General features: G+C 43.4%; 22 protein-coding genes. 3 read left to right on the top strand and 19 right to left on the bottom strand.

The genetic code is table 11. The features are described from left to right. Positions 1–133: 133 nt before the first annotated feature. From MKY10_RS08065 to MKY10_RS08055, 3 genes are all read right to left on the bottom strand, one after another. Positions 134–283, bottom strand: a complete 150-nt coding sequence (locus MKY10_RS08065; RefSeq protein ID WP_004399102.1) for a YrzI family small protein — start codon at positions 281–283, stop codon at positions 134–136. 389 nt (positions 284–672) lie between these two features. Then, the gene (locus MKY10_RS08060) at positions 673–1,473 is read right to left on the bottom strand and encodes a formate/nitrite transporter family protein (RefSeq protein WP_003229815.1); all 801 of its coding nucleotides are present in this window, start codon (positions 1,471–1,473) and stop codon (positions 673–675) included. A 261-nt stretch (positions 1,474–1,734) separates the two neighbouring features. Continuing rightward, positions 1,735–2,103 (bottom strand): DUF2294 domain-containing protein, encoded by a 369-nt coding sequence (locus MKY10_RS08055; RefSeq protein ID WP_003229814.1) that lies wholly within the window; start codon positions 2,101–2,103, stop codon positions 1,735–1,737. Positions 2,104–2,418: 315 nt separating this feature from the next. On the opposite strand from MKY10_RS08055, the gene fdhF reads away from it, so the two are divergent. Both fdhF and MKY10_RS08045 read left to right on the top strand, forming a co-directional pair. After that, positions 2,419–5,361, top strand: a complete 2,943-nt coding sequence (gene fdhF, locus MKY10_RS08050) for a formate dehydrogenase subunit alpha (RefSeq protein ID WP_010886582.1) — start codon at positions 2,419–2,421, stop codon at positions 5,359–5,361. Positions 5,362–5,379: 18 nt separating this feature from the next. Further along, positions 5,380–5,862 (top strand): DUF1641 domain-containing protein, encoded by a 483-nt coding sequence (locus tag MKY10_RS08045; RefSeq protein WP_014664782.1) that lies wholly within the window; start codon positions 5,380–5,382, stop codon positions 5,860–5,862. Between the two features lie 35 nt (positions 5,863–5,897). Here MKY10_RS08045 and MKY10_RS08040 read toward each other — a convergent pair whose 3' ends face one another. The 5 genes from MKY10_RS08040 to MKY10_RS08020 all read right to left on the bottom strand — a co-directional run bounded on the left by MKY10_RS08040 (position 5,898) and on the right by MKY10_RS08020 (position 9,697). After that, on the bottom strand, positions 5,898–6,128 hold the full coding sequence (locus MKY10_RS08040; protein ID WP_003237358.1) for a YrhC family protein: 231 nt from the start codon (positions 6,126–6,128) through the stop codon (positions 5,898–5,900). Between the two features lie 82 nt (positions 6,129–6,210). After that, positions 6,211–7,350 (bottom strand): bifunctional cystathionine gamma-lyase/homocysteine desulfhydrase, encoded by a 1,140-nt coding sequence (locus tag MKY10_RS08035; RefSeq protein ID WP_015251583.1) that lies wholly within the window; start codon positions 7,348–7,350, stop codon positions 6,211–6,213. A 1-nt stretch (position 7,351) separates the two neighbouring features. Further along, entirely contained in the window at positions 7,352–8,275 is a 924-nt protein-coding gene (locus tag MKY10_RS08030) for an O-acetylserine dependent cystathionine beta-synthase (RefSeq protein ID WP_014477492.1), read from the bottom strand. A 64-nt stretch (positions 8,276–8,339) separates the two neighbouring features. Next, entirely contained in the window at positions 8,340–9,035 is a 696-nt protein-coding gene (mtnN, locus tag MKY10_RS08025; RefSeq protein WP_009967881.1) for a 5'-methylthioadenosine/S-adenosylhomocysteine nucleosidase, read from the bottom strand. Positions 9,036–9,055: 20 nt separating this feature from the next. Beyond that, positions 9,056–9,697 (bottom strand): class I SAM-dependent methyltransferase, encoded by a 642-nt coding sequence (locus tag MKY10_RS08020; protein WP_015251582.1) that lies wholly within the window; start codon positions 9,695–9,697, stop codon positions 9,056–9,058. A 192-nt stretch (positions 9,698–9,889) separates the two neighbouring features. On the opposite strand from MKY10_RS08020, the gene MKY10_RS08015 reads away from it, so the two are divergent. After that, positions 9,890–10,093 (top strand): YrzA family protein, encoded by a 204-nt coding sequence (locus tag MKY10_RS08015; RefSeq protein WP_014477495.1) that lies wholly within the window; start codon positions 9,890–9,892, stop codon positions 10,091–10,093. Positions 10,094–10,129: 36 nt separating this feature from the next. Here the strand turns inward: MKY10_RS08015 and MKY10_RS08010 are convergent, their stop codons facing one another. From MKY10_RS08010 to MKY10_RS07960, 11 genes are all read right to left on the bottom strand, one after another. Then, complete coding sequence (locus tag MKY10_RS08010) at positions 10,130–10,831, bottom strand: YrrS family protein (protein WP_015251581.1); 702 nt, start codon at positions 10,829–10,831, stop codon at positions 10,130–10,132. A gap of 64 nt (positions 10,832–10,895) precedes the next feature. Further along, on the bottom strand, positions 10,896–12,650 hold the full coding sequence (locus MKY10_RS08005; protein WP_048654941.1) for a penicillin-binding protein 2: 1,755 nt from the start codon (positions 12,648–12,650) through the stop codon (positions 10,896–10,898). A gap of 53 nt (positions 12,651–12,703) precedes the next feature. After that, complete coding sequence (greA, locus tag MKY10_RS08000; protein WP_004399078.1) at positions 12,704–13,177, bottom strand: transcription elongation factor GreA; 474 nt, start codon at positions 13,175–13,177, stop codon at positions 12,704–12,706. Positions 13,178–13,427: 250 nt separating this feature from the next. Further along, a complete protein-coding gene (udk, locus tag MKY10_RS07995) occupies positions 13,428–14,063 on the bottom strand; it encodes a uridine kinase (protein WP_003225916.1) in 636 nt (211 codons plus the stop codon). Positions 14,064–14,069: 6 nt separating this feature from the next. After that, complete coding sequence (locus MKY10_RS07990; protein WP_003229802.1) at positions 14,070–15,338, bottom strand: U32 family peptidase; 1,269 nt, start codon at positions 15,336–15,338, stop codon at positions 14,070–14,072. Positions 15,339–15,356: 18 nt separating this feature from the next. After that, positions 15,357–16,286: a peptidase U32 family protein gene (locus tag MKY10_RS07985; RefSeq protein ID WP_015714428.1), complete on the bottom strand. Its 930-nt coding sequence runs from the start codon at positions 16,284–16,286 to the stop codon at positions 15,357–15,359. Between the two features lie 5 nt (positions 16,287–16,291). Further along, positions 16,292–16,945: an O-methyltransferase gene (locus tag MKY10_RS07980; RefSeq protein WP_015251578.1), complete on the bottom strand. Its 654-nt coding sequence runs from the start codon at positions 16,943–16,945 to the stop codon at positions 16,292–16,294. A 151-nt stretch (positions 16,946–17,096) separates the two neighbouring features. Continuing rightward, entirely contained in the window at positions 17,097–18,179 is a 1,083-nt protein-coding gene (mltG, locus tag MKY10_RS07975) for an endolytic transglycosylase MltG (protein WP_015251577.1), read from the bottom strand. Between the two features lie 130 nt (positions 18,180–18,309). Then, positions 18,310–18,591: a DUF1292 domain-containing protein gene (locus MKY10_RS07970; protein ID WP_003246199.1), complete on the bottom strand. Its 282-nt coding sequence runs from the start codon at positions 18,589–18,591 to the stop codon at positions 18,310–18,312. 17 nt (positions 18,592–18,608) lie between these two features. Further along, a complete protein-coding gene (gene ruvX, locus MKY10_RS07965; protein WP_003229795.1) occupies positions 18,609–19,025 on the bottom strand; it encodes a Holliday junction resolvase RuvX in 417 nt (138 codons plus the stop codon). Between the two features lie 7 nt (positions 19,026–19,032). Continuing rightward, the gene (locus MKY10_RS07960; protein ID WP_003225903.1) at positions 19,033–19,299 is read right to left on the bottom strand and encodes an IreB family regulatory phosphoprotein; all 267 of its coding nucleotides are present in this window, start codon (positions 19,297–19,299) and stop codon (positions 19,033–19,035) included. Positions 19,300–19,371 lie beyond the last annotated feature (72 nt).

Raw genomic sequence — 19,371 nt, 5'->3', positions numbered from 1 at the left:
GTTGATTTACTATATGCAGGCGCGCATTTTCTTGACAGCTATTTCGCTAAACTTGGTCCTTCTCCATTGTATAATGCATCAATAATTCCCTTCTAAGCATATGCCATTCCCCCTTCAGTTTTTTTCGTTGCTTTTAGCGCCAGTTCGTTAAATAAAGATGCTTTAACTGAGACTCTTTCATTTCATCATAAATCTGCTCAATCTGCTGTTCTCGTTCGAATTCTTCCAGGCTTTTAAACCGTTTTTTAATCGTTAACGTTAAAAAGAATAGGTTAATCGTCATATCGCTCACCCCCTTTCAAAGTCCGCATCAAGCGAAATAACCCGCGGCACAACCCTTCTGCCGCGGGCAAATAAAAACCGCAGACAAAAGAAGACACCAATGCCTCTACTGCCTGCGGGGAGTTGCGTATGTCCGACTATTCCGAATTTAATGCGTGCGATAAGCATCGGTTAAGGAAGGACACGAACTCTTCCACAGGCTGAATAAACCATGAACTTTTACATGTGTATCACGTACAGGTTGACGTCGTTGTCTCATTGTCATTTTGGTTCAGCCTCCTTTGCTTTTTTCTTACTTTGTAAGTATATCCACCAAATTCCATTTTGTAAACATCTTTTTCTAAAAATGGACGGGAATTGTGCAAATCATCGAATGGATTTGCCCGTTGGTCATGACACCTGCTTCATTTCTTTTCTGGAGCGGTCTTTCTTATGATATGCAATAAAATAAATGAGACCGACAAATACAGCTCCGCCGATGACATTACCGATAAAAGCCGGAATGATGTTTCCGATGAACTGCCCCCACGTGAATGAGCCTGCAAAAATGGCAGCAGGAATCACAAACATGTTGGCGACAACGTGCTGAAATCCGATAGCCACAAAAGCCATGATTGGGAACCAGATGCCAAGGATTTTTCCTGCTGCGTCTTGGGCGCCGAAAGAAAGCCACACTGCAAGACATACAAGCCAGTTACAGCCGATGGCGGAAATGAGAACCTTGCCAAAGCTCATATCAAGCTTTCCTTGGGCAACGGCAATCGTTTTTTCTAAATAAGGACCTGTTTCAGTCAATCCAACCAAATGCCCGAAAAAGTAAGCAACAAACAATGCGCCGATTAAGTTCATAATTGTGACGATTCCCCAGTTAATCGCTAACTCTTTTACTGATATTTTTCTCGAAAATAACGCCATCGCAACTGACATCATATTGCCTGTGATCAGTTCAGCGCCAGCGAGAACGACAAGGATCAGGCCGACTGGAAATACTGCTGCACCAATCAAACTGGACAGGCTCCCCCATTCTTTCGGAAGATCGCCAATTACCCTGATATCAAGCAAATACCCAAGCGCGATAAATGCACCGCCTAAAAACCCCAGCACAAGCAGTGACGGCAGCGGGAGCTTTATTTTTTTCATCCCTGCTTCAATTGCTGCTTCCGCTATTTCATCCGGTTTTCGAAAAGCCATAATAAAACGCCTCCATTACTTCTTCTTTTCTCACAGTTATGCAAGAAAGGCAATAAAAAAGGCAGCACTCAAATAACCTGTGTCAAACCAGGCGTTTGAATGCTGCCTAACTTGTATGCATACCCATACAACAATATCAAGCAGTATGAAGATATTGAAAGAGAATATATACAGTTCGTGCATACATTCCATTGCTTTAGCCTTCTATAACTGTAGCAACATCATATCAAATGTGACAAATTTGTGTCAATGACAAATATACTAGCTTTGCAGAACTTCTTTTTGCTCATCTATTTTTCGGTCAAAAACAAATACAGATACAGCTATGTTTTCCTCAATTTTAATATCAGAAAACAAATGGACTAGCTTAGCTCCCATGAGTTCCTCCATTCCTTCCGGTGTTTGTTTGGAATAAAGGTCTTGAATTAGGCTTGTCCGGGCCGCATGTACCATCTCTCTTCCTTCAGGCGTGCGGGCGATAAACTGCTCGCTTGCACTCAGATTTCCGTATAGTGTTGAAACTGCCATGTTTTCTACAAATACAGTATGAATTCTCTCAGGCCCTTTTCCGAACAATTCTTTGCGAAGTTTTCGAATAATATCATTGAATTCATGAATTTTTTTAGACATGCTGATTACCCCTTCCGATATTGCCTTATAAAGACTTTTCCCGGTTCCCCTCAGGACATTTCACTTGGTTAAAATTTTCCTGCCATATTGTATTATAATAAATATCACATTATAATAAAAGCAGTGTTGATGGATTTGTAATAGGATCTTGTTATGAGTCTATCGTTTTATAAAAATCAAGGATTGGTCTGTTAGTAAGACTTGCTAGTGAACTATTCCGCCATGTGTGTTTACACCTTCTTAGAATTAAGGGCAGGTGTATCTATACATGGCTTTTTTTGACTTCTTGAAAGAAAGATGGAGGGGAATATGAATATGATGGACGTTAAGTCGATCAGTGTCCGTGTAGACGGAACAGAAATTCAAGCACGAGCAGGGGCCACAATTTTAGATATTTTAAATGAAAACGGAATTGAGTACCCGCAGATTTGCCACGTACCAGAGGTTGACCCGATTCAAACTTGTGATACTTGCATAGTAGAGGCAAACGGCAAGCTGGTTCGTTCATGCGCGACGGTTGCAGAGAACGGGATGTCTATTGATCTTTCAGGAAATCGAGTGAAAGAAGCGCAAACCGAAGCGATGGACCGCCTTCTTGAAAATCATTTGCTGTATTGTACAGTTTGCGATAACAATAATGGAAACTGTACGCTGCATAATACAGCGGAAATGATGGGGATCGAGCATCAAAAATACCCATACACGCCAAAAGAAGATCCTTCTTGCGCGGTTGATATGTCTCATCCTTTTTACCGCTATGATCCAAACCAATGTATTGCCTGCGGCCAGTGTGTTGAGGTCTGTCAAAACCTTCAGGTAAATGAAACACTCTCAATCGACTGGGAACGCGAACGCCCTCGCGTCATTTGGGATGAGGGAGTTCCGATCAATGAATCTTCCTGTGTCAGCTGCGGTCAGTGTGTCACAGTATGTCCATGTAATGCACTGATGGAAAAATCAATGCTCGGGCAGGCTGGTTTTATGACAGGCATTAAAGAGGACGTCATGGAACCGATGATTGATCTCGTGAAAAATGTTGAACCGGGGTATGGCAGCATTTTTGCCATTTCTGAAGTCGAAGCGGCAATGCGTGAAACGAGAACGAAAAAAACGAAAACTGTATGTACGTTCTGCGGTGTCGGGTGTTCATTTGAAGTATGGACAAAAGGACGGGATATTTTAAAGATCCAGCCTGTTTCTGATGCCCCGGTTAACGCGATTTCCACATGTGTCAAAGGGAAATTCGGCTGGGATTTCGTCAATTCAAAAGAACGGATCACAAAGCCTTTAATCCGTAAAAACGGAGCCTTTGTGGAATCTTCTTGGGAAGAAGCCCTCGATCTTGTCGCAAGCAGATTAGGATCAATTAAAGAGCAGTACGGTAAAGGCTCTGTCGGATTTATTTCTTCTTCTAAAATTACGAATGAAGAAAACTACGTCATTCAAAAACTAGCGCGTCAGGTATTTGAAACAAACAACGTCGATAACTGCTCACGCTACTGCCAGTCTCCTGCTACAGACGGATTGTTCCGCACTGTCGGCATGGGCGGTGACGCCGGCACGATTAAAGATATTGCCAAAGCAGGCCTGGTCATCATTGTCGGTGCCAATCCGGCGGAAGGACACCCAGTGCTCGCAACACGCGTCAAACGGGCACACAAGCTCCACGGTCAAAAACTGATTGTTGCTGACCTGCGTAAAAATGAGATGGCTGAGCGATCTGATCTGTTCATCAGCCCTAAACAAGGCACAGACCAAGTTTGGCTGATGGCTGTTACGAAATATATGATCGACCAAGGCTGGCACGATCAGGCGTTTATTGATGAGAACGTCAATTACTTTGAAGATTATAAAGAAACCCTTAAAACGTATACGCTTGATTATGCAGAACGCATCACAGGCCTTTCAAAAGAAAACATCATTCAAATTGCTGAAATGATTCGTGATGCTGACGGCACTTGTGTCCTTTGGGGAATGGGTGTCACACAAAACACAGGCGGTTCTGATACATCAGCAGCCATTTCAAACCTGCTTCTCGCTACGGGCAACTATCGCCGTCCAGGTGCCGGCGCTTATCCTCTGCGCGGACACAATAACGTGCAAGGCGCATGTGATATGGGAACATTGCCTGGCTGGCTGCCGGGATATCAGCATATTACAGATGACAAAGCACGCGCTAAATTTGAAGAGGCATATGGTGTCGAGATTGATGGAAAGCCTGGTTTAGATAATATTCAAATGCTTCATGCCATTGAAGAAGGAAAAATGAAAGCTATGTATCTTGTCGGTGAGGATATGGCACTGGTCGATTCAAACGCGAACCATGTGCATGATATTTTATCAAGCCTTGATTTCTTCGTGGTACAGGACATCTTCCTGTCAAGAACAGCTCAATATGCTGATGTCGTCTTGCCGGCCACTCCTTCACTTGAAAAAGACGGAACATTTACCAACACAGAACGCCGTGTCCAGCGATTGTATCAGGCGCTTCCGACGCTTGGTGACGCAAAACCGGACTGGTGGATTATTCAAGAGGTGGCAAACCGTTTAGGAGCGAATTGGAATTACAGCCATCCAAGTGACATTTTCTCTGAAATGGCGAGTCTTTCTCCTCTGTTTGCCAAAGCAAGCTATGAGGTGCTTGAAGGCTGGAACAGCTTCCTATGGGGCAGCTTCACAGGTGAAAGCACACCGCTTCTGTATGAAGACGGATTTAATTTCCCTGACAAAAAAGCCCGCTTTGCCCTTTCTGATTGGACCGAGCCAGCGGCATTTCCGGAGGAATATGACCTTCATATCAATAACGGCCGGATGCTGGAGCATTTCCACGAAGGAAACATGACAAATAAATCGAAAGGCATCCAAGCGAAAGTGCCGAATGTATTCGTTGAGATTTCACCTGAGCTTGCACAAGAGCGAGGTGTTTGTGACGGTTCGCTTGTACGGCTCGTTTCTCCGTTCGGAGCAGTCAAATTGAACGCGCTGATCACAGACCGGGTACGGAAAAATGAACTCTATTTGCCAATGAACTCGACAGACAAGGAGTCAGCGATTAACTTCTTGACAGGCCCTGCAGCTGATAAACGGACGAACACGCCTGCTTATAAACAGACAAAGGTCCGCATGGAAGTGCTTGGCGGCTGTGAAACAGCGCCGCTTCCAAAAACAAATCCGCGCAACAAAAAACGGCATCCGCAAAACGGAGTCGAAGCAGAAAGAAAATGGAACCGCCCTGGCTATGTCCATCTGACTGATTAAACGATAGGAGGAAAACGAATGGCCACTCCGATTACGACGATCAAAAAAGAAACAAAAACAGCTGAGCAAATGAAGCTTGAAAAAATAGAAGAACTGAAAGAGCTGCTGGCGGAAAATGAGGACGCCGTCTCTAAAACGATGACGTTAATGAATGAACTCAATGATCTTGGAATTTTTGATGCGGCAACAAGCATGCTCAGAGCGAAGGAAGACATTGCCAAGATTGCGCTTGGCCAAGTTTCCCGCGAGCCTGTCACCAACCTCATCAACACGATGATGGCCGCCGGAGGCGCATTGACAAAAGCCGATCCTGAGTTTACAGCAAAGCTTTTAGAAAGCGTAATGGCTGGGACTGAACAGGCACAAAGCTTTTTAAAAGAAGACAAGAAAGTCGGGATTCTCGACCTGTTAAAAGCAATGAACGATCCTGACATCAACAGAGCCGTCGGCTTCGGTCTTCAGTTTTTAAAAGGCATGGGAAAAGAACTTCGAGAAAAATAACAAAAAACAGCCATCTCTTGATGATGGCTGTTTTTTTATTCGTCGGCTTCTTCCAAACGCTTCTTGTAAATAAGTGAACGGTCAGCGCAAAAGAAGGCACCGGCTAAAAATACGCAATCCGCTAAAAACATAGTCGATTTCTGGCCTAATGTTAAGCCTTGATCAGGGAGAACTGCGCCTATATATAAAAAAGTGCTGACTGCAAGCAATGTAAACGCAAAATGCTTGTAGTCTTCTTTTAAAGATTTCATTCTATTTTTGTTCAAAAGAATCACCTGCCAGATTCATAGTATACGACTATTATAATATAATCCGGCGGCTTACAGAGAAAGTAATTCTATCCATTTGTTATATATTTTCAAGCGCTTGGCCGATATCTTCCAACAAGTCTTCCGCATCTTCAATTCCTACAGAAATTCTGATCAAGCCGTCCGTAATGCCGAGCTCAAGCCGGCGTTCTCTCGGAATAGAGGCATGTGTCATTCTTGCAGGAACAGAAATTAAGCTTTCAACCGCCCCCAGGCTTTCAGCAATGGTAAACAGTTTCAGATTTCCTAAAAATGCATCAACCCGTTCTTTACTGCCAATATCAAAGGAGATCATGCCGCCGAAGCCCGATCCTTGCGTTTTTGCAAGCTCATGTCCGGGATGATTTGAAGAACCAGGGTAATATAACGTTTGGACAGCAGGGTGATTCTCAAGAAAGCTTGCGATTTTCCGCGCATTTTGATCGATCGCTTCCATTCTGAGTCCCAACGTTTTGATTCCTCTCATTAACAGCCAGGAATCTTGGGGGCCGAGCACGCCGCCTGTGGAGTTTTGCACAAAATGCAGCTCTTCTCCAAGCTCTTTCGAAGCTGTCACAACTAAACCTCCGACGACATCACTGTGTCCGCCAAGATATTTTGTCGCACTGTGAAGTACGATATCAGCGCCTAAAGTAAGCGGCTGTTGAAAATAAGGAGTGTTAAAGGTGTTGTCTACGATAAGCAGAACACCCGCTTCTTTTGCGATATCAGCCATGAGCGTCAAGTCGGTGATTTTGAGCAACGGGTTTGTCGGTGTCTCAATATAAATGGCTTTTGTATTAGGGCGAATCGCTTTTTCAACTTCTTCCCTGCTGCTCGTATCAACAAATGTTGATTCAATGCCAAGACGGTTAAGCACCTTTGTCATCACGCGGTATGTTCCGCCGTACACATCATCAGTCAACACGACATGATCTCCGCTGTTAAACAGCATCATAACCGCTGTAATGGCAGCCATTCCTGAACTGAACGCATAACCTGCTTCCCCGCCTTCCAGTTCTGTCACAAGTGCTTCGAGAGCGGTTCGAGTCGGATTGGCCGTTCTTGAATACTCGTAGCCTGTATGCTGCCCTGCTTTCGGCTGCTTGTACGTGCTTACTTGATAAATGGGCACGGAAACTGCGCCTGTTTTCTCATCACCTGTGATTCCGCCATGTATCATCAATGTTTTTTTCTTCATATCAGATGCCTCCTTCGTATATTTGTTTGCTGATATATCGATCGCTGCTGTCAGGAAATACTGTGACAATGTTAGTTCCCGCCGATGCTTTTTTCGCTTCCTCCAATGCTGCATAAAGCGCTGCACCTGAAGAGCTTCCGATCAGCAGGCCTTCTTTTTCTGCCGCTTCTTTCACAAGTCTAAACGCATTCTCATCTGTTACGGTGTAGATCTCGTCAAAATGGCTCTTATCCATATAATCGGGGATAAACTCCATGCCGATGCCCTCTGTTTTATGAGCGTGGGGCTCTCCTCCGTTTAAAATCGAGCCCTCCGGTTCAACAATCACCGTTTTGACTGCTGGATTTTTTTCTTTTAAGAAGGAAGCTGTCCCTGCGAATGTGCCCCCTGATCCTGCCCCTGCGACAAATGTATGAATATTCCCGTCAAGCGCTTCCCACATTTCAGGTCCAAGCGTCTTATAGTAAGTCGATGGATTTACTCGGTTTTTAAATTGCAAAACGCAATAAGAATTTTCAATTTCAGTCTCCAGCTGAATGGCTTTTTGAATGGCTCCCTGCATTCCGTCTTGACGCGGTGTATGAATGATTGATGCGCCAAGCGCTTGCATAATTTGCTGTTTCTCTCTGCTGAAATGTTCAGGGACACAGAAAATCGCTTTCAGCCCATATTTTCTGGCACTTAACGCAAGGCCGATCCCTGTATTGCCTGCCGTAGCTTCTATAATCACTCCGCCGGGTTTCACTTTGCCTGAATCGAGCGCGTCACGAATCAGCATATCTCCCAGTCTGTCTTTGATGCTTCCCCCTGGATTCATCATTTCAAGCTTGGCATACACCGCGACTCCTTCTGGAACATCAAAGTTCTTCAAGCGGAGAAGCGGTGTATTCCCAATCAGCTCGGTAATGTCCGTAATCACTGTCATATATGTCCTCCTCCTTAATAGAGGTTGTTTTTAGAGAAAAACGGAGGAGAACGTTCTCCCCGTTTTAATGAATTCGTTTGATCACCTTTAACACAAGCTCTGTTGAATGGACAGCCGCCTGCTCTAAAAATTGGTCAAATGAAACATGTGATTCTTTTCCTGCAATATCAGATAACGCTCTGATGACGACAAACGGCGTTTTAAATTGATGGCACACTTGAGCCACTGCCGCAGCCTCCATTTCAACCGCGTACAGATCAGAAAATCTCGCACGCACCTCTTCAACCCGCTTCGGATCGTTCATGAAAGAATCGCCTGTTGCAATTGTTCCTTTTGCAACCTGAATGCCGTCGAGTTCAGATACCGCTTCTTCAGTGATGCTGATCAGCTTTTCATCCGCCGCATAAGCAGCCGGAAGACCCGGCACTTGGCCGTATTCATAGTCAAAAGCCGTTACGTCTACATCATGGTGGCGAACGTCAGTGGAAATAACAACATCCCCTACATTCAATGTATGATGAAATCCGCCGGCTGAGCCTGTGTTAATGACATAATCAGGCTTGTAACGGTCAAGCAGAAGCGTCGTGCTGATCGCAGCATTTACTTTTCCAATTCCTGATTTTAAAAGAATCACTTCAGTTCCTTCATATTCGCCTGTTGTAAATTCACAGTGTGCGATCGTTTCTGTTTTTGCATTTTCAAGTTTGTTTCTTAAGATGGTAACTTCCTCTTCCATTGCTCCGATGACTGCTAGTCTCATCTATTCACATTCCCTTCACTTTACCGTTTGATCGCCTCCATTATCCACACGAAGTCGTTTTGCTGAGTGAATCGGACTGCAAAACCTTCAGCTGTAAACATTTCTTTCAACGCATCCAATGTTGGATAATGCTCTGTCTCTAAATCATTTGCAAGCTGATAAAAGCCTTGAGAACGGGCTTTATCGATAGCCTGTTGATACGCTTGCGCATTTTCAAAGACGGTATCGGCAAACACTATTTTATCATGCAAGTGAAGGTATTTGCCATATTGCTTTATGGCAGCCCGCTTTTCTTCGTCAGTCAAATGATGAAAAGCATATGAACTGACAATCGTATCAGCCTGAAATGGCGGCTCAGGGAATGTCAGGAAGTCTCCATCAACGATTTCCGTCCTGCCTGAGAGCTTGTCAGAAGCCAGTTTACGCATTGCTGGAGAAGGTTCGATTCCAAATACAGTTTTGCCTGCATCGAGCAGCTTAGCTGTCAAATTCCCTGTCCCCGGGCCAAATTCTAACACATGCGTTCCAGATTTGCTGACGATGGCATCAAGGATATGATCGTAGCCTCTGAACGCTTCTTTATACTGAATATCTAAACCTTTTACTGTTTGATCATAAGTTGCTGCCCAATCTTCAAAGAGAGGGATAAATTCACGTCCCATATTTGTCACACTCCATATTTAATAATTCCTATAAGCATACTATGAATTAATGATGGAACAGTTCCTATAATACCACATCTTCTGAAAAGCAGGTACTAAAACACTTTGTGTATTTTATGCCATCTCATATTGCGCATTGACCGCAAAAAAGCTTATACTTCATATGACTTGTGAAAGCTGGAGGGTCAAGACATGAATTTTCAATTAGATCTGATTAAAGACAAAGTGGAATTTTTTGAAGCGGCTTCATTGCAGGAGCTTGAAAAGAAAATCAATACACAAATTGAAAACAATAAAGCCATCATGCTCCGGGTGAAATCTGTTTCACACCAAACTGCTGTGGCAGAAGGAAGAATATTGTACAGCGCGGTAGTTCATTTCGCAGCTGAAGCCTAAAACAAAAGCAGCCGGTTTTAACCCGGCTGCTTTTGTTTATTTTAGCTTTTCTACTTTTGTCGGCTTCCAGCCTTTTTCATCGACCCATGTAATCGTGACTTGATATTTATTCCCAGTCGCCTTGTCCAAAATCTTGCCTTTGGCATCCTGAGGGCTGCCGTTATTTCCAAGCCAGAGCACCGTCATGTTATCTGTTGAGACACCAGTTGCGTATGAAATGGCTTTCAGCATCTCAGCCCAGTCTTGTGAGCTTGAATCATAAGTAGCGGCATGCTCGCCAGTCTGCTCAGTTCCGACTGCTTTCCAGTCAGGATTTTCATACGTTTTTTCCACATCGCTCGATGAGCCGCCTTCTGTTACTTTTGCATCTTTAAGCCCGTCACCGGCTGAATCTGAGCTTGAATCTGAATCAGAGTCATCTTTTTTAGAAGGAGAATCATCTTTTTTGGAATCAGAGTCAGAAGACTTCTCAGAATCCTTTTCGCTGTCAGATGTATCTTTCTTGCTGTCTTTTATATCCTCATCCGATTTCTTTTCCGTCTTTCCTGAAGCCGGAGATTCCTGTTTTTGCGCCGTTTCAGAATCCTTGCTGACATCTTTGCTAGAAGGACTGTTAATGAAGAGATTCGCTGCTACTACGACAATTAGTATGGATACGATTGCGATTAAAATGTTAAGCACTAAATTGGCTTTTCTGCGTTTATCACGATTTTCATAACGAGATTGATTATTGCTCAATAATTCTGCACTCCTTTATCCCTCTTGGCTCAGCATATATTTTAACATGTGCTGAGAAGTTGTTCTATTTCTGATTGATTTCAATTTCGTGTACTTTTTTAACAATATCATAAAACACCGAATTTGTCAGAGCCTTATCTCCCGGTGTATCCATGTGTAAAACAACCAGAGCGTATTTCGGCTTATCCGCGGGAAAATATCCGGCAAACCATTTTTCATAGAGCGTTTCCTTCTCTTTTGAAAGCTTGCCTGTCTGGGCTGTGCCCGACTTCCCTGCTACAGTATACGGAAGATCTTGAAACCTTCTGCCCGTTCCGGAAGGAGATTCTACTACCCGCCGCAGTATTTTTTGAAGCTGCTGTGACGTATATTTGTCTATCGTTTCCCCTTTGAGCTTCTGATCTTTAAACGTAACGAGCGTTGTGCCGTTCTTATACTCAATTTGTTCGGCAATTTTCACCTGCCGTTTTTCTCCGCCGCGGGCGATTGTCGCCATCATATTGGCTACCTCCAGCGGCGTTACCTTTACATTTTTCTGCCCGATTGCTGTTTGCGCAATGGCTTTTTTGACTGATTTGTCTTTTTCATCCCCCCAAATCACGCCGCTTTTTTCGTTATACAGCTGGCGGAAATCGGTTTCGTGGTACAGTTTTCCCTCCCAGCCTGCCCGATCAGTGAGAGCCAGCTTCTCGGACATATCTTCAATAACCGAGCTGTCTTTTTTCATTAATTGTTCTGCAAGACTCGTAAATGTGTAATTACAGCTTTGTGCAAAACTTTCATCAAAAGACAAGGTTCCTTTGTCGTCCCCCGGTTCCCCGTACAGGTTTAAATTGCAATTAAAGGTTTGACTAGGCTTCACCATATTATTTTCGATTGCAGCTGCGGCAATGACTGTTTTAAAAACTGATCCGGGATAGATTGGCGTCAGCATATAATTTTGAAGTGTGTTTTGCCGGGACACGTCTGCATCTGGTTTGCTTACAATTCCCAGAACACTGCTATTTTCGATATCCAGCAGCACAGCTCCTCCCTTTTTCAGCCCCTGTTCATCCAATACCTCCTCCATCGCTTTTTGAATGCTTTGATCGATCGTTGTTTTGATCTGGAGCGGATAAAATGTATTGGCTTCAGCTGTATATTTGACGTCCATGCCAAACAAAGGGTTTCCTTTTCCGTCCACATGATATAAAAGCTTTGTGTCTTGTTCCGGAAGCAAAAACTCGTCAAATGTCCGTTCTAAACCGGTTGTTCCGATTTCTGTTGTAATCGGAAGGCTCTCCTTGTCAGGATATTTCTTGCGAAGCAGCGCCGGATCTTGGTTCGTGCTCCCTATCGTATGTGAAGCAAGGCTGGGCTTGTCTTCATTCTCCATATATACGCCGTAAATGCCGGGATATTTCAAAGAATTGATTTTTGTGATAGATTGTTTTGAAAGTGTTTTGATTTTCTTTTGCTGCAAAATGACCGGTTTTTTTGCCTTACCTAGTATCTGGCGCAAATCATCTTCTGACATGCCGAGGATGTCCGCAACTTTTTTGATCGGCCAATCCTGCGTCAGCAGAAAAGGGAACAAAACAACCGCAGGCTCGCTTTGTCCCGTCAGCGCCCGCCCGTTTCGATCTAAAAAAGAGCCTCTTCCATCTGAAATGAGCACTTCCTCCGTCCGCTGTTTCACACTTTCTTGAATCAAATTAATTTTCTTTTTAGAAAATGATTCTGTGAAAAACAGCTGGATTTCTGCAAGTCTCAGCAGAAGCAGAAAAAATACAATCAAAAAAGCGATGACTGCCAGCTTCATTCGTTTCGATATCTTCATAAAAAAACACCTCACCCACATTGTGGACGAGGTGTTTCGCTGCTAAACAGATATTATGAAATTTTCACAATTTTCACAAGCATTTCTCCGCCCGGTGTTTGTACTGTGACTTCTTCATCTACTTTTTTGCCCAAGAGGCTTTTTGCGATCGGTGAATCGTTTGAGATTTTCCCTTCAAACGGGTCAGCTTCCGCGCTTCCGACGATCGTATATGATTCTTCATCACCGTCAGGCAGTTCGACGAAAGTGACGGTTTTACCCAAACCGACAACGTTAGAGCCGCCGTCATCTTCAATGATTTTCGCATTGCGAATCATATTTTCAAGAGTCGTCACGCGGCCCTCTACAAATGCCTGCTCTTCTTTCGCTGAATCGTATTCAGAGTTCTCGGAAAGGTCTCCGAAGCTTCTCGCAATTTTGATTCGCTCTACTACTTCTTTTCGTTTAACCGTTTTCAAATATTCTAATTCTTGTTCAAGTTTTTGTTTTCCTTCTGCAGTCATAGGAAAAACTTTCTCTTGTGCCATGTCCCTTCACTCCTTCTGGTTGTCCCTCAACATCTTCGATTATGTATGAGAGCATAAACTAAAAAATACAAGAATGAGAACACAGGGCAGTCCTCGTTCTTCTCTCCCATATAGGTACTGTTTATCTTAAACTGAATCGTGTCGTTCTGCAAATATTTCGCGTTTATAAACAGGGAAAGAAGGGAATTCGCACATTCCCTTCCTGCCTATACATAATATGGTCAGAGTTATTTATGTCTATGCTATGGTATTACAAAATCGCGTTTTGTTCAAGAATGGTTTGAATTTTTGTGACCATCAGATCAATTGCGACGTGATTCTGACCGCCTTCCGGGATAATAATATCAGCGTATCGTTTCGTCGGCTCGACGAATTGGTTATGCATCGGACGGACCACTGACACATATTGTTCAATGACAGAATCAATAGAGCGTCCGCGCTCATTAATATCTCTCATAATCCGTCTGATGATACGCAAGTCAGCGTCCGTATCAACATAAAGCTTGATATCCATCAGATCACGAAGCCTTTTGTCTTCAAGAACAAGAATGCCTTCAAGGATAATAACATCCTTTGGCTCTACGTGAACCGTTTCTTCTGAACGTGTGTGAAGCTTATAGTCATAAATCGGCTTTTCAATCGGGCGGTAATTCAATAGATCCTGAATATGCTCGATTAAATAGTCATTATCAAACGCAAGCGGATGATCATAGTTTGTGTTCAGCCTTTCTTCAAACGGAAGATGGCTTTGGTCTTTATAATAAAGGTCCTGCTGGATCATTAAAATTGAGTGTCCTTTAAACTGTTCATAAATGGACCGTGTGACACTCGTTTTTCCTGAACCGGAACCTCCTGCGATTCCAATGACTACTGGATTCTTACCCATGGGCTGTTACTTCCCCTTTCTCATCATGTTGCTCGGATAAATCTTTTTGTCTAGTTTGAATTTGACAATTTGCAGGGGATGGCGGGCAGCATCTAGCTCATTTCCGTCTTCGTCCCAAATGGTTTCAATCGTATGTGTAAAGTTTTCGATTTCTGGACCGAAAAATTCCACTTCGTCGCCTTTTTTGAAGAAATTGCGCTGCTGAAGCGTGACCATTTGTGTATCTTCATCATAATTCAGCACTAAGCCGACAAAATCATATGTCGTTTTCTTGGCGTGTTCGCCGAACATTTGCTCTTCATAGCCTGGCGTTCCTTCAAAGAAAGCTGTCGCAGTGTCCCTGTTGGCGCACTTATCAAGCTCTTCAAGCCATTCTTTTTGAATCACAAAGTTTTCTGGATCAGCGCAATAAGCATCGATTACTTTGCGGTATACGCTGACAACAGTTGCTACATAGTGAATGGATTTCATGCGGCCTTCAATCTTTAAGCTGTCGATCCCCATTTCAATCATTTTTGGAATGGATTCAATCAGCTTCAAATCTTTCGGGCTCATCGCAAATGGTGCATCTTCTTCACCATACAAAGCAACGGCGTTGGCACCGTCTGTTTGGTAGAGATCATAATCCCAGCGGCATGACTGGCAGCAGCCTCCGCGGTTGGAATCCCGCGCTGTCATGTGATTGCTCAGCACGCAGCGGCCGGAATATGCAATACACATTGCGCCATGAATGAAGGATTCGATTTCGATATCTACCTTTTCTTTCATTTCTCTGATTTCAAGAGCGCTAGTTTCACGTGCCAGCACGACGCGGTCGAGACCTTCTTCCTTCCAGAACTGGACAGCCTTCCAGTTTGAAAGAGACTGCTGTGTGCTCAAGTGAACCTCAACATTCGGCGCCACTCTGCGGCATGTTTCAATAATAAGCGGATCTGCCACAATAATACCGGCAACGTTGGCGTCTCCAAGCGCTTTTAAATAGTCTTCAAGCCCGTCCATGTTTTCATTATGAGCGAAAATATTCGTTGTTACGTAGATCTTCGCGCCATATTTCTTTGCGAATTCAACGCCTTCTGCAATTTCTTCGATCGTAAAGTTATCGGCATTCGAGCGCAGCCCGTATTCCTGTCCCCCGATAAAGACCGCGTCCGCTCCGTAATGAACAGCGATTTTCAGCTTTTCAAGATTACCCGCAGGTGCGAGAAGCTCCGGCTTTTTCGTAATCACACGCTTTCCATTAACGATTGTGGATATTTTATCATTTACGGCAGTCATAGCTTAACCTCCTTTTGATTAATAAACCGTTTCCTTGAAGAAGAATCCGGTATCAATTTTTCTGTTTACAGGCTGGATGCTTTCAATGCGTTCGATCCAGTCTTCCTTTTTCGCTTCGTATTCGTCACGGTTTTCCACGCACAAATCAATTGCTTCTCTGTACATTTTGGTGACTTCTATTAGGTATTCAGGCGTTTTCAAAACACCATCGATTTTGAAAGAATCAATTCCGGCATCTATCAATTCCTCGAGCTCATCAATGATGCACACATCGTTCGGGCTCATGATGTGAGTGCCGTTTTCATCTTCGAAAATCGGATATTTATTATCGCGTTCTTTATCGTGTAAAAACATGCCTGATTCTTTTTTCTTTCTTTCAATGTCCATGACTTTGCCCTGATATTCAAAATAGTTTCCAATCAAAGAACGCTTCGATTGGAACATGCACGTCATTCCATGCACCTGGATTTCAATTTCGACTTCAGCATTTTCTTTAATCTCAACAATGCTGTCCATGTTTAATTCTCTGGCAAGCACAGAACGCGCCGCACCCTTGCGTCCCCAGTAGTTGCATGTATAATAGTTGGTGCCTGTCGTTTCTGTGCTCCAATGAAGCTTCAGATCAGGCGCAGATTCACGGGCAGCCATCAGCACGGCAGGATCACCGAATACCGCTGCATCGACACCGGCTTCTGCTAAGAAAGCCAGATATTCGCCAAGCTCACCCACTTTATCGTTATGGAAAATTGCATTTACAGCAACGTATACTTTTGCTCCTTCTTTGTGAGCAATCTCTACGGCTTTTGTTACATCTTCACGAGAAAATTCTCCGGCTAATCTCAAGCCGTATCTCTGTTCCCCAACTAAAAACGCAGTTGCCCCAGCCTGTATGAGCGGCAAAATGTCCGCTGTACTTGTCGGCGTCACTAAGAGCTCTGGTTTTTTCATGACGTTCACCTCTTCTTTTTACTAATCGCAAGTCCGTCCCCGACAGGAATAATCGCAGTTTGATAATCCGGATGATTCATCAGCCAATGATTATATTCATCAATTTTTGCTACAAGCCTGCGCCTTCTCTTCGGTTCTATTTTGCTGTAATCCTCTGCCACCAGACCTTTAAACAGCACGTTGTCTGTTATAACCACCCCGTCCGGTGAAAGCATCGGTTCATATAAATGAAAAAAGTTTTGATACTGACCTTTTGCAGCGTCAATAAAAATGACATCGTAAGGCGCGGTTACATGAACGGCGTCGGCTAATTCAAGCGCATCTCCGTAAAAAACATGAATCCGGTCATCAAGCTGAAATTCCTTGATATTGTTTACCGCTTCTTCATGCCGTTTCTCATTGCGTTCAATTGTATATATTTCAGCAGACGGCAGCTCCAGCGCCATTCGAATGGCTGAATAACCAATGGCCGTTCCAATTTCTAGTATTTTTTTCGGCTGTTTCACAGACAAAATTTGAAGCAGCACCTCCATGCCCGCTTTTTCCATGATCGGGACATGATGTTCTTCTGCATATGCTTCAAGCTTCTTCACGTTATCCGGCCGAGGCTTTAATAATGCTTCTATATAGTCATTTATTTGTTCATACCGGTCAGTCACTACAAACAGCCTCCCGTTCTAAAAAGGAGTGCCCCAGTCTTATGCGCAGGACACTCTCTGAATACATCATGATACTTCGGTAAACAACCCGATATATTTTATCATAAAACCTTGCGGAAAGCGAACAAAAGGAGAGCTTTTTGCTCTCCTTTTATTTCTCATTTTTTGAGGAAATGTATTTTTCTTTTGCTTTATTATGCTCTTTTAGCGTTTTTGTAAATACGACCTCACCATTTGATTTGGCCAAGAAATACAGATAGTCCGTTTTATCCGGATGCAGCGCCGCTTCCCATGACGACATGCCGGCATTGGCAATCGGCCCTGGCGTCAGCCCTGTGTTTTTATACGTATTGTATGGTGAATCGATTTCCAGATCCTTATAAAGAACCCGATCTTTATGCTTGCCTGCCGCGTACAGCACGGTCGGATCTGTTTGGAGCGGCATTTTCTTTTTCAGGCGGTTATAAAAGACGCTCGCAATTTTGTGGCGGTCGGCTTTTTCAGTCGCTTCTTCTTCTATCAAAGAAGCCATCGTCAGCAGCTTATGCACAGAAAGTTTGTTTTTCTTCATTTCTGATTTATATGTTTCCACATAAGAATTTGTCTGCTTAATCATTGCCTTGATAATGTCTTCAAGTGATGTGTCCGGATCGTTAAAAGGGTATGTAGCCGGGAATAGGTACCCTTCAAGCGGGTGCTTAATGTTTTTATTGAAAACATCATTTGTCACAGTGTCCGGGAATTCTTTCTTCAGCTGATTGATAAATGTTTCATCGTCCAGCTTCGCTATGACTTGTTTTTTAGAGTATTTTGTTTCATCAGCAATAGCAGACGCGATTTGGGTCAGCTGTGCTCCCTCAGTCACTGTGATTTGAAAAGCGTAACCTGTAGCCCCGCTTGTCAGCTTCTGAATAATGGCATCTAAATCCATACCTTTATTCAGATGGTAGAATCCGGCCTGAAACCCGGAAGCACCTTTATATTTCACATAGTACTGAAACGCCTTCTCGCTTTTTATGACATCATTTTTCTTTAATATCGATGCGATGGCTGAAACAGACGAACCGCTCGGAATGTTAATATTAACTGTCGTTTTACTGTCTTTTTCAACAGGTTCAAGCAATGATTTCCCATATAAAAATGCCCCGCCAATGATGAGAAACAGCACAACAATGGAAGACAGTATGATTCTTTTTTTATTAAAAAACGATTTTTTTTGCTGATTGATATACATTAGGTCTCCTCCCATCAGCTCTTATACTACATGATTCATTGTATTTCGGCAATTTATTACAAAAAGAGGCCTGCATAAAGCAGAAAAAAGCCGGAGCAGTATAGCTCCGGCTTTGGTTTGGCGCGATGTTTTACTCTTCGTCTTCGTCCGCTAAGAATGTGTTTAGTGTTTCTTCGATCATATCCCATTCTTCGTCAGTTTCAATCGGGAATAGCTCACCGTTTTCACCGTCTTCGTTTGGCGTGAAGCTGGAAGCAAGAATTTCTACTTCTTCGTCATCTTTTGATTCGATTGGATAGTACAAGACATAAGACTTGCCAAACTCTTCGTTTTCAAATGTAAACAGCACTTCACAAAGCTGTTCATTTCCTTGATCGTCAACAATTGTAATATTTTTTTCGCCGTGTTCCATTTTCTTCACCTCTGGCTTTAATTTAAGCTGTCAAGATATCCTTGTAAAATCATAACAGCCGCCATTTTATCAATGACTTTTTTTCGTTTTTGCCTGCTGACGTCAGCTGCAATCAGCATTTTTTCAGCCGCCATTGTGGTAAGACGCTCGTCCCACAGCACAACAGGAACATTGTACGTTGTTTCAAGCACTTTCGCAAATGTTTGGCTGGCTTCGCCTCTCGGGCCGACTGTTCCGTTCATGTTCTTAGGAAAGCCGAGCACGATTTTATCTATAGTATAGTCCTTTATCAGTTCAGATAAACGGGATAAACCATAATCGCCTTCTGCTTCATTTATCTTTATGGTCTCAATGCCTTGAGCAGTCCAGCCCATTTCATCGCTCAGAGCTACACCGAGTGTTTTGGTTCCTAAATCGAGTCCTAATATTCTCATTCTTTATTTACGCCTCTTTATGCTGTTCTAAATAAGACTTTACCAATTCCTCGATTAATTCGTCTCTTTCAAGTTTGCGAATTAAATTGCGAGCGTCACGATGCCTAGGAATATAAGCGGGATCACCTGACAGCAAGTATCCGACAATCTGGTTGATTGGATTGTAGCCCTTTTCCTGAAGCGCGTCATACACTGTAATCAGCACCTCATTTACGTTAGTCTCAGCAGAATCATCGGAGAAATTAAATTTCATCGTTTTATCAAACGAGCTCACCGTTTTGCACCTCTTTCCCAAATTCGCAGGCAAAGTTCAGCCTGGGGTCCTAATCTTACCATCATTCTACAC

Origin of the sequence: Bacillus sp. FSL P4-0290 (genome assembly GCF_037975435.1) — a bacterium.
Lineage (GTDB): Bacteria > Bacillota > Bacilli > Bacillales > Bacillaceae > Bacillus > Bacillus subtilis.
This window is presented reverse-complemented; position numbering and strand designations above follow the sequence as displayed.

Excerpts from the sequence above, each read along its gene's own strand:
- mtnN (WP_009967881.1), bottom strand. The coding sequence starts at position 9,035 with ATGAGACTAGCAGTCATCGGAGCAATGGAAGAGGAAGTTACCATCTTA.
- MKY10_RS08005 (WP_048654941.1), bottom strand. The coding sequence starts at position 12,650 with ATGAAGATATCGAAACGAATGAAGCTGGCAGTCATCGCTTTTTTGATT.
- MKY10_RS08055 (WP_003229814.1), bottom strand. The coding sequence starts at position 2,103 with ATGTCTAAAAAAATTCATGAATTCAATGATATTATTCGAAAACTTCGC.
- MKY10_RS07990 (WP_003229802.1), bottom strand. The coding sequence starts at position 15,338 with ATGACTGCCGTAAATGATAAAATATCCACAATCGTTAATGGAAAGCGT.
- MKY10_RS08020 (WP_015251582.1), bottom strand. The coding sequence starts at position 9,697 with ATGGGACGTGAATTTATCCCTCTCTTTGAAGATTGGGCAGCAACTTAT.
- fdhF (WP_010886582.1), top strand. The coding sequence starts at position 2,419 with ATGATGGACGTTAAGTCGATCAGTGTCCGTGTAGACGGAACAGAAATT.
- MKY10_RS08065 (WP_004399102.1), bottom strand. The coding sequence starts at position 283 with ATGACGATTAACCTATTCTTTTTAACGTTAACGATTAAAAAACGGTTT.
- ruvX (WP_003229795.1), bottom strand. The coding sequence starts at position 19,025 with ATGAGAATATTAGGACTCGATTTAGGAACCAAAACACTCGGTGTAGCT.
- MKY10_RS08045 (WP_014664782.1), top strand. The coding sequence starts at position 5,380 with ATGGCCACTCCGATTACGACGATCAAAAAAGAAACAAAAACAGCTGAG.
- MKY10_RS08060 (WP_003229815.1), bottom strand. The coding sequence starts at position 1,473 with ATGGCTTTTCGAAAACCGGATGAAATAGCGGAAGCAGCAATTGAAGCA.
- MKY10_RS07985 (WP_015714428.1), bottom strand. The coding sequence starts at position 16,286 with ATGAAAAAACCAGAGCTCTTAGTGACGCCGACAAGTACAGCGGACATT.
- MKY10_RS08030 (WP_014477492.1), bottom strand. The coding sequence starts at position 8,275 with ATGACAGTGATTACGGACATTACCGAGCTGATTGGGAATACACCGCTT.
- MKY10_RS07970 (WP_003246199.1), bottom strand. The coding sequence starts at position 18,591 with ATGGAACACGGCGAAAAAAATATTACAATTGTTGACGATCAAGGAAAT.
- greA (WP_004399078.1), bottom strand. The coding sequence starts at position 13,177 with ATGGCACAAGAGAAAGTTTTTCCTATGACTGCAGAAGGAAAACAAAAA.
- MKY10_RS08015 (WP_014477495.1), top strand. The coding sequence starts at position 9,890 with ATGAATTTTCAATTAGATCTGATTAAAGACAAAGTGGAATTTTTTGAA.
- mltG (WP_015251577.1), bottom strand. The coding sequence starts at position 18,179 with ATGTATATCAATCAGCAAAAAAAATCGTTTTTTAATAAAAAAAGAATC.
- udk (WP_003225916.1), bottom strand. The coding sequence starts at position 14,063 with ATGGGTAAGAATCCAGTAGTCATTGGAATCGCAGGAGGTTCCGGTTCA.
- MKY10_RS08035 (WP_015251583.1), bottom strand. The coding sequence starts at position 7,350 with ATGAAGAAAAAAACATTGATGATACATGGCGGAATCACAGGTGATGAG.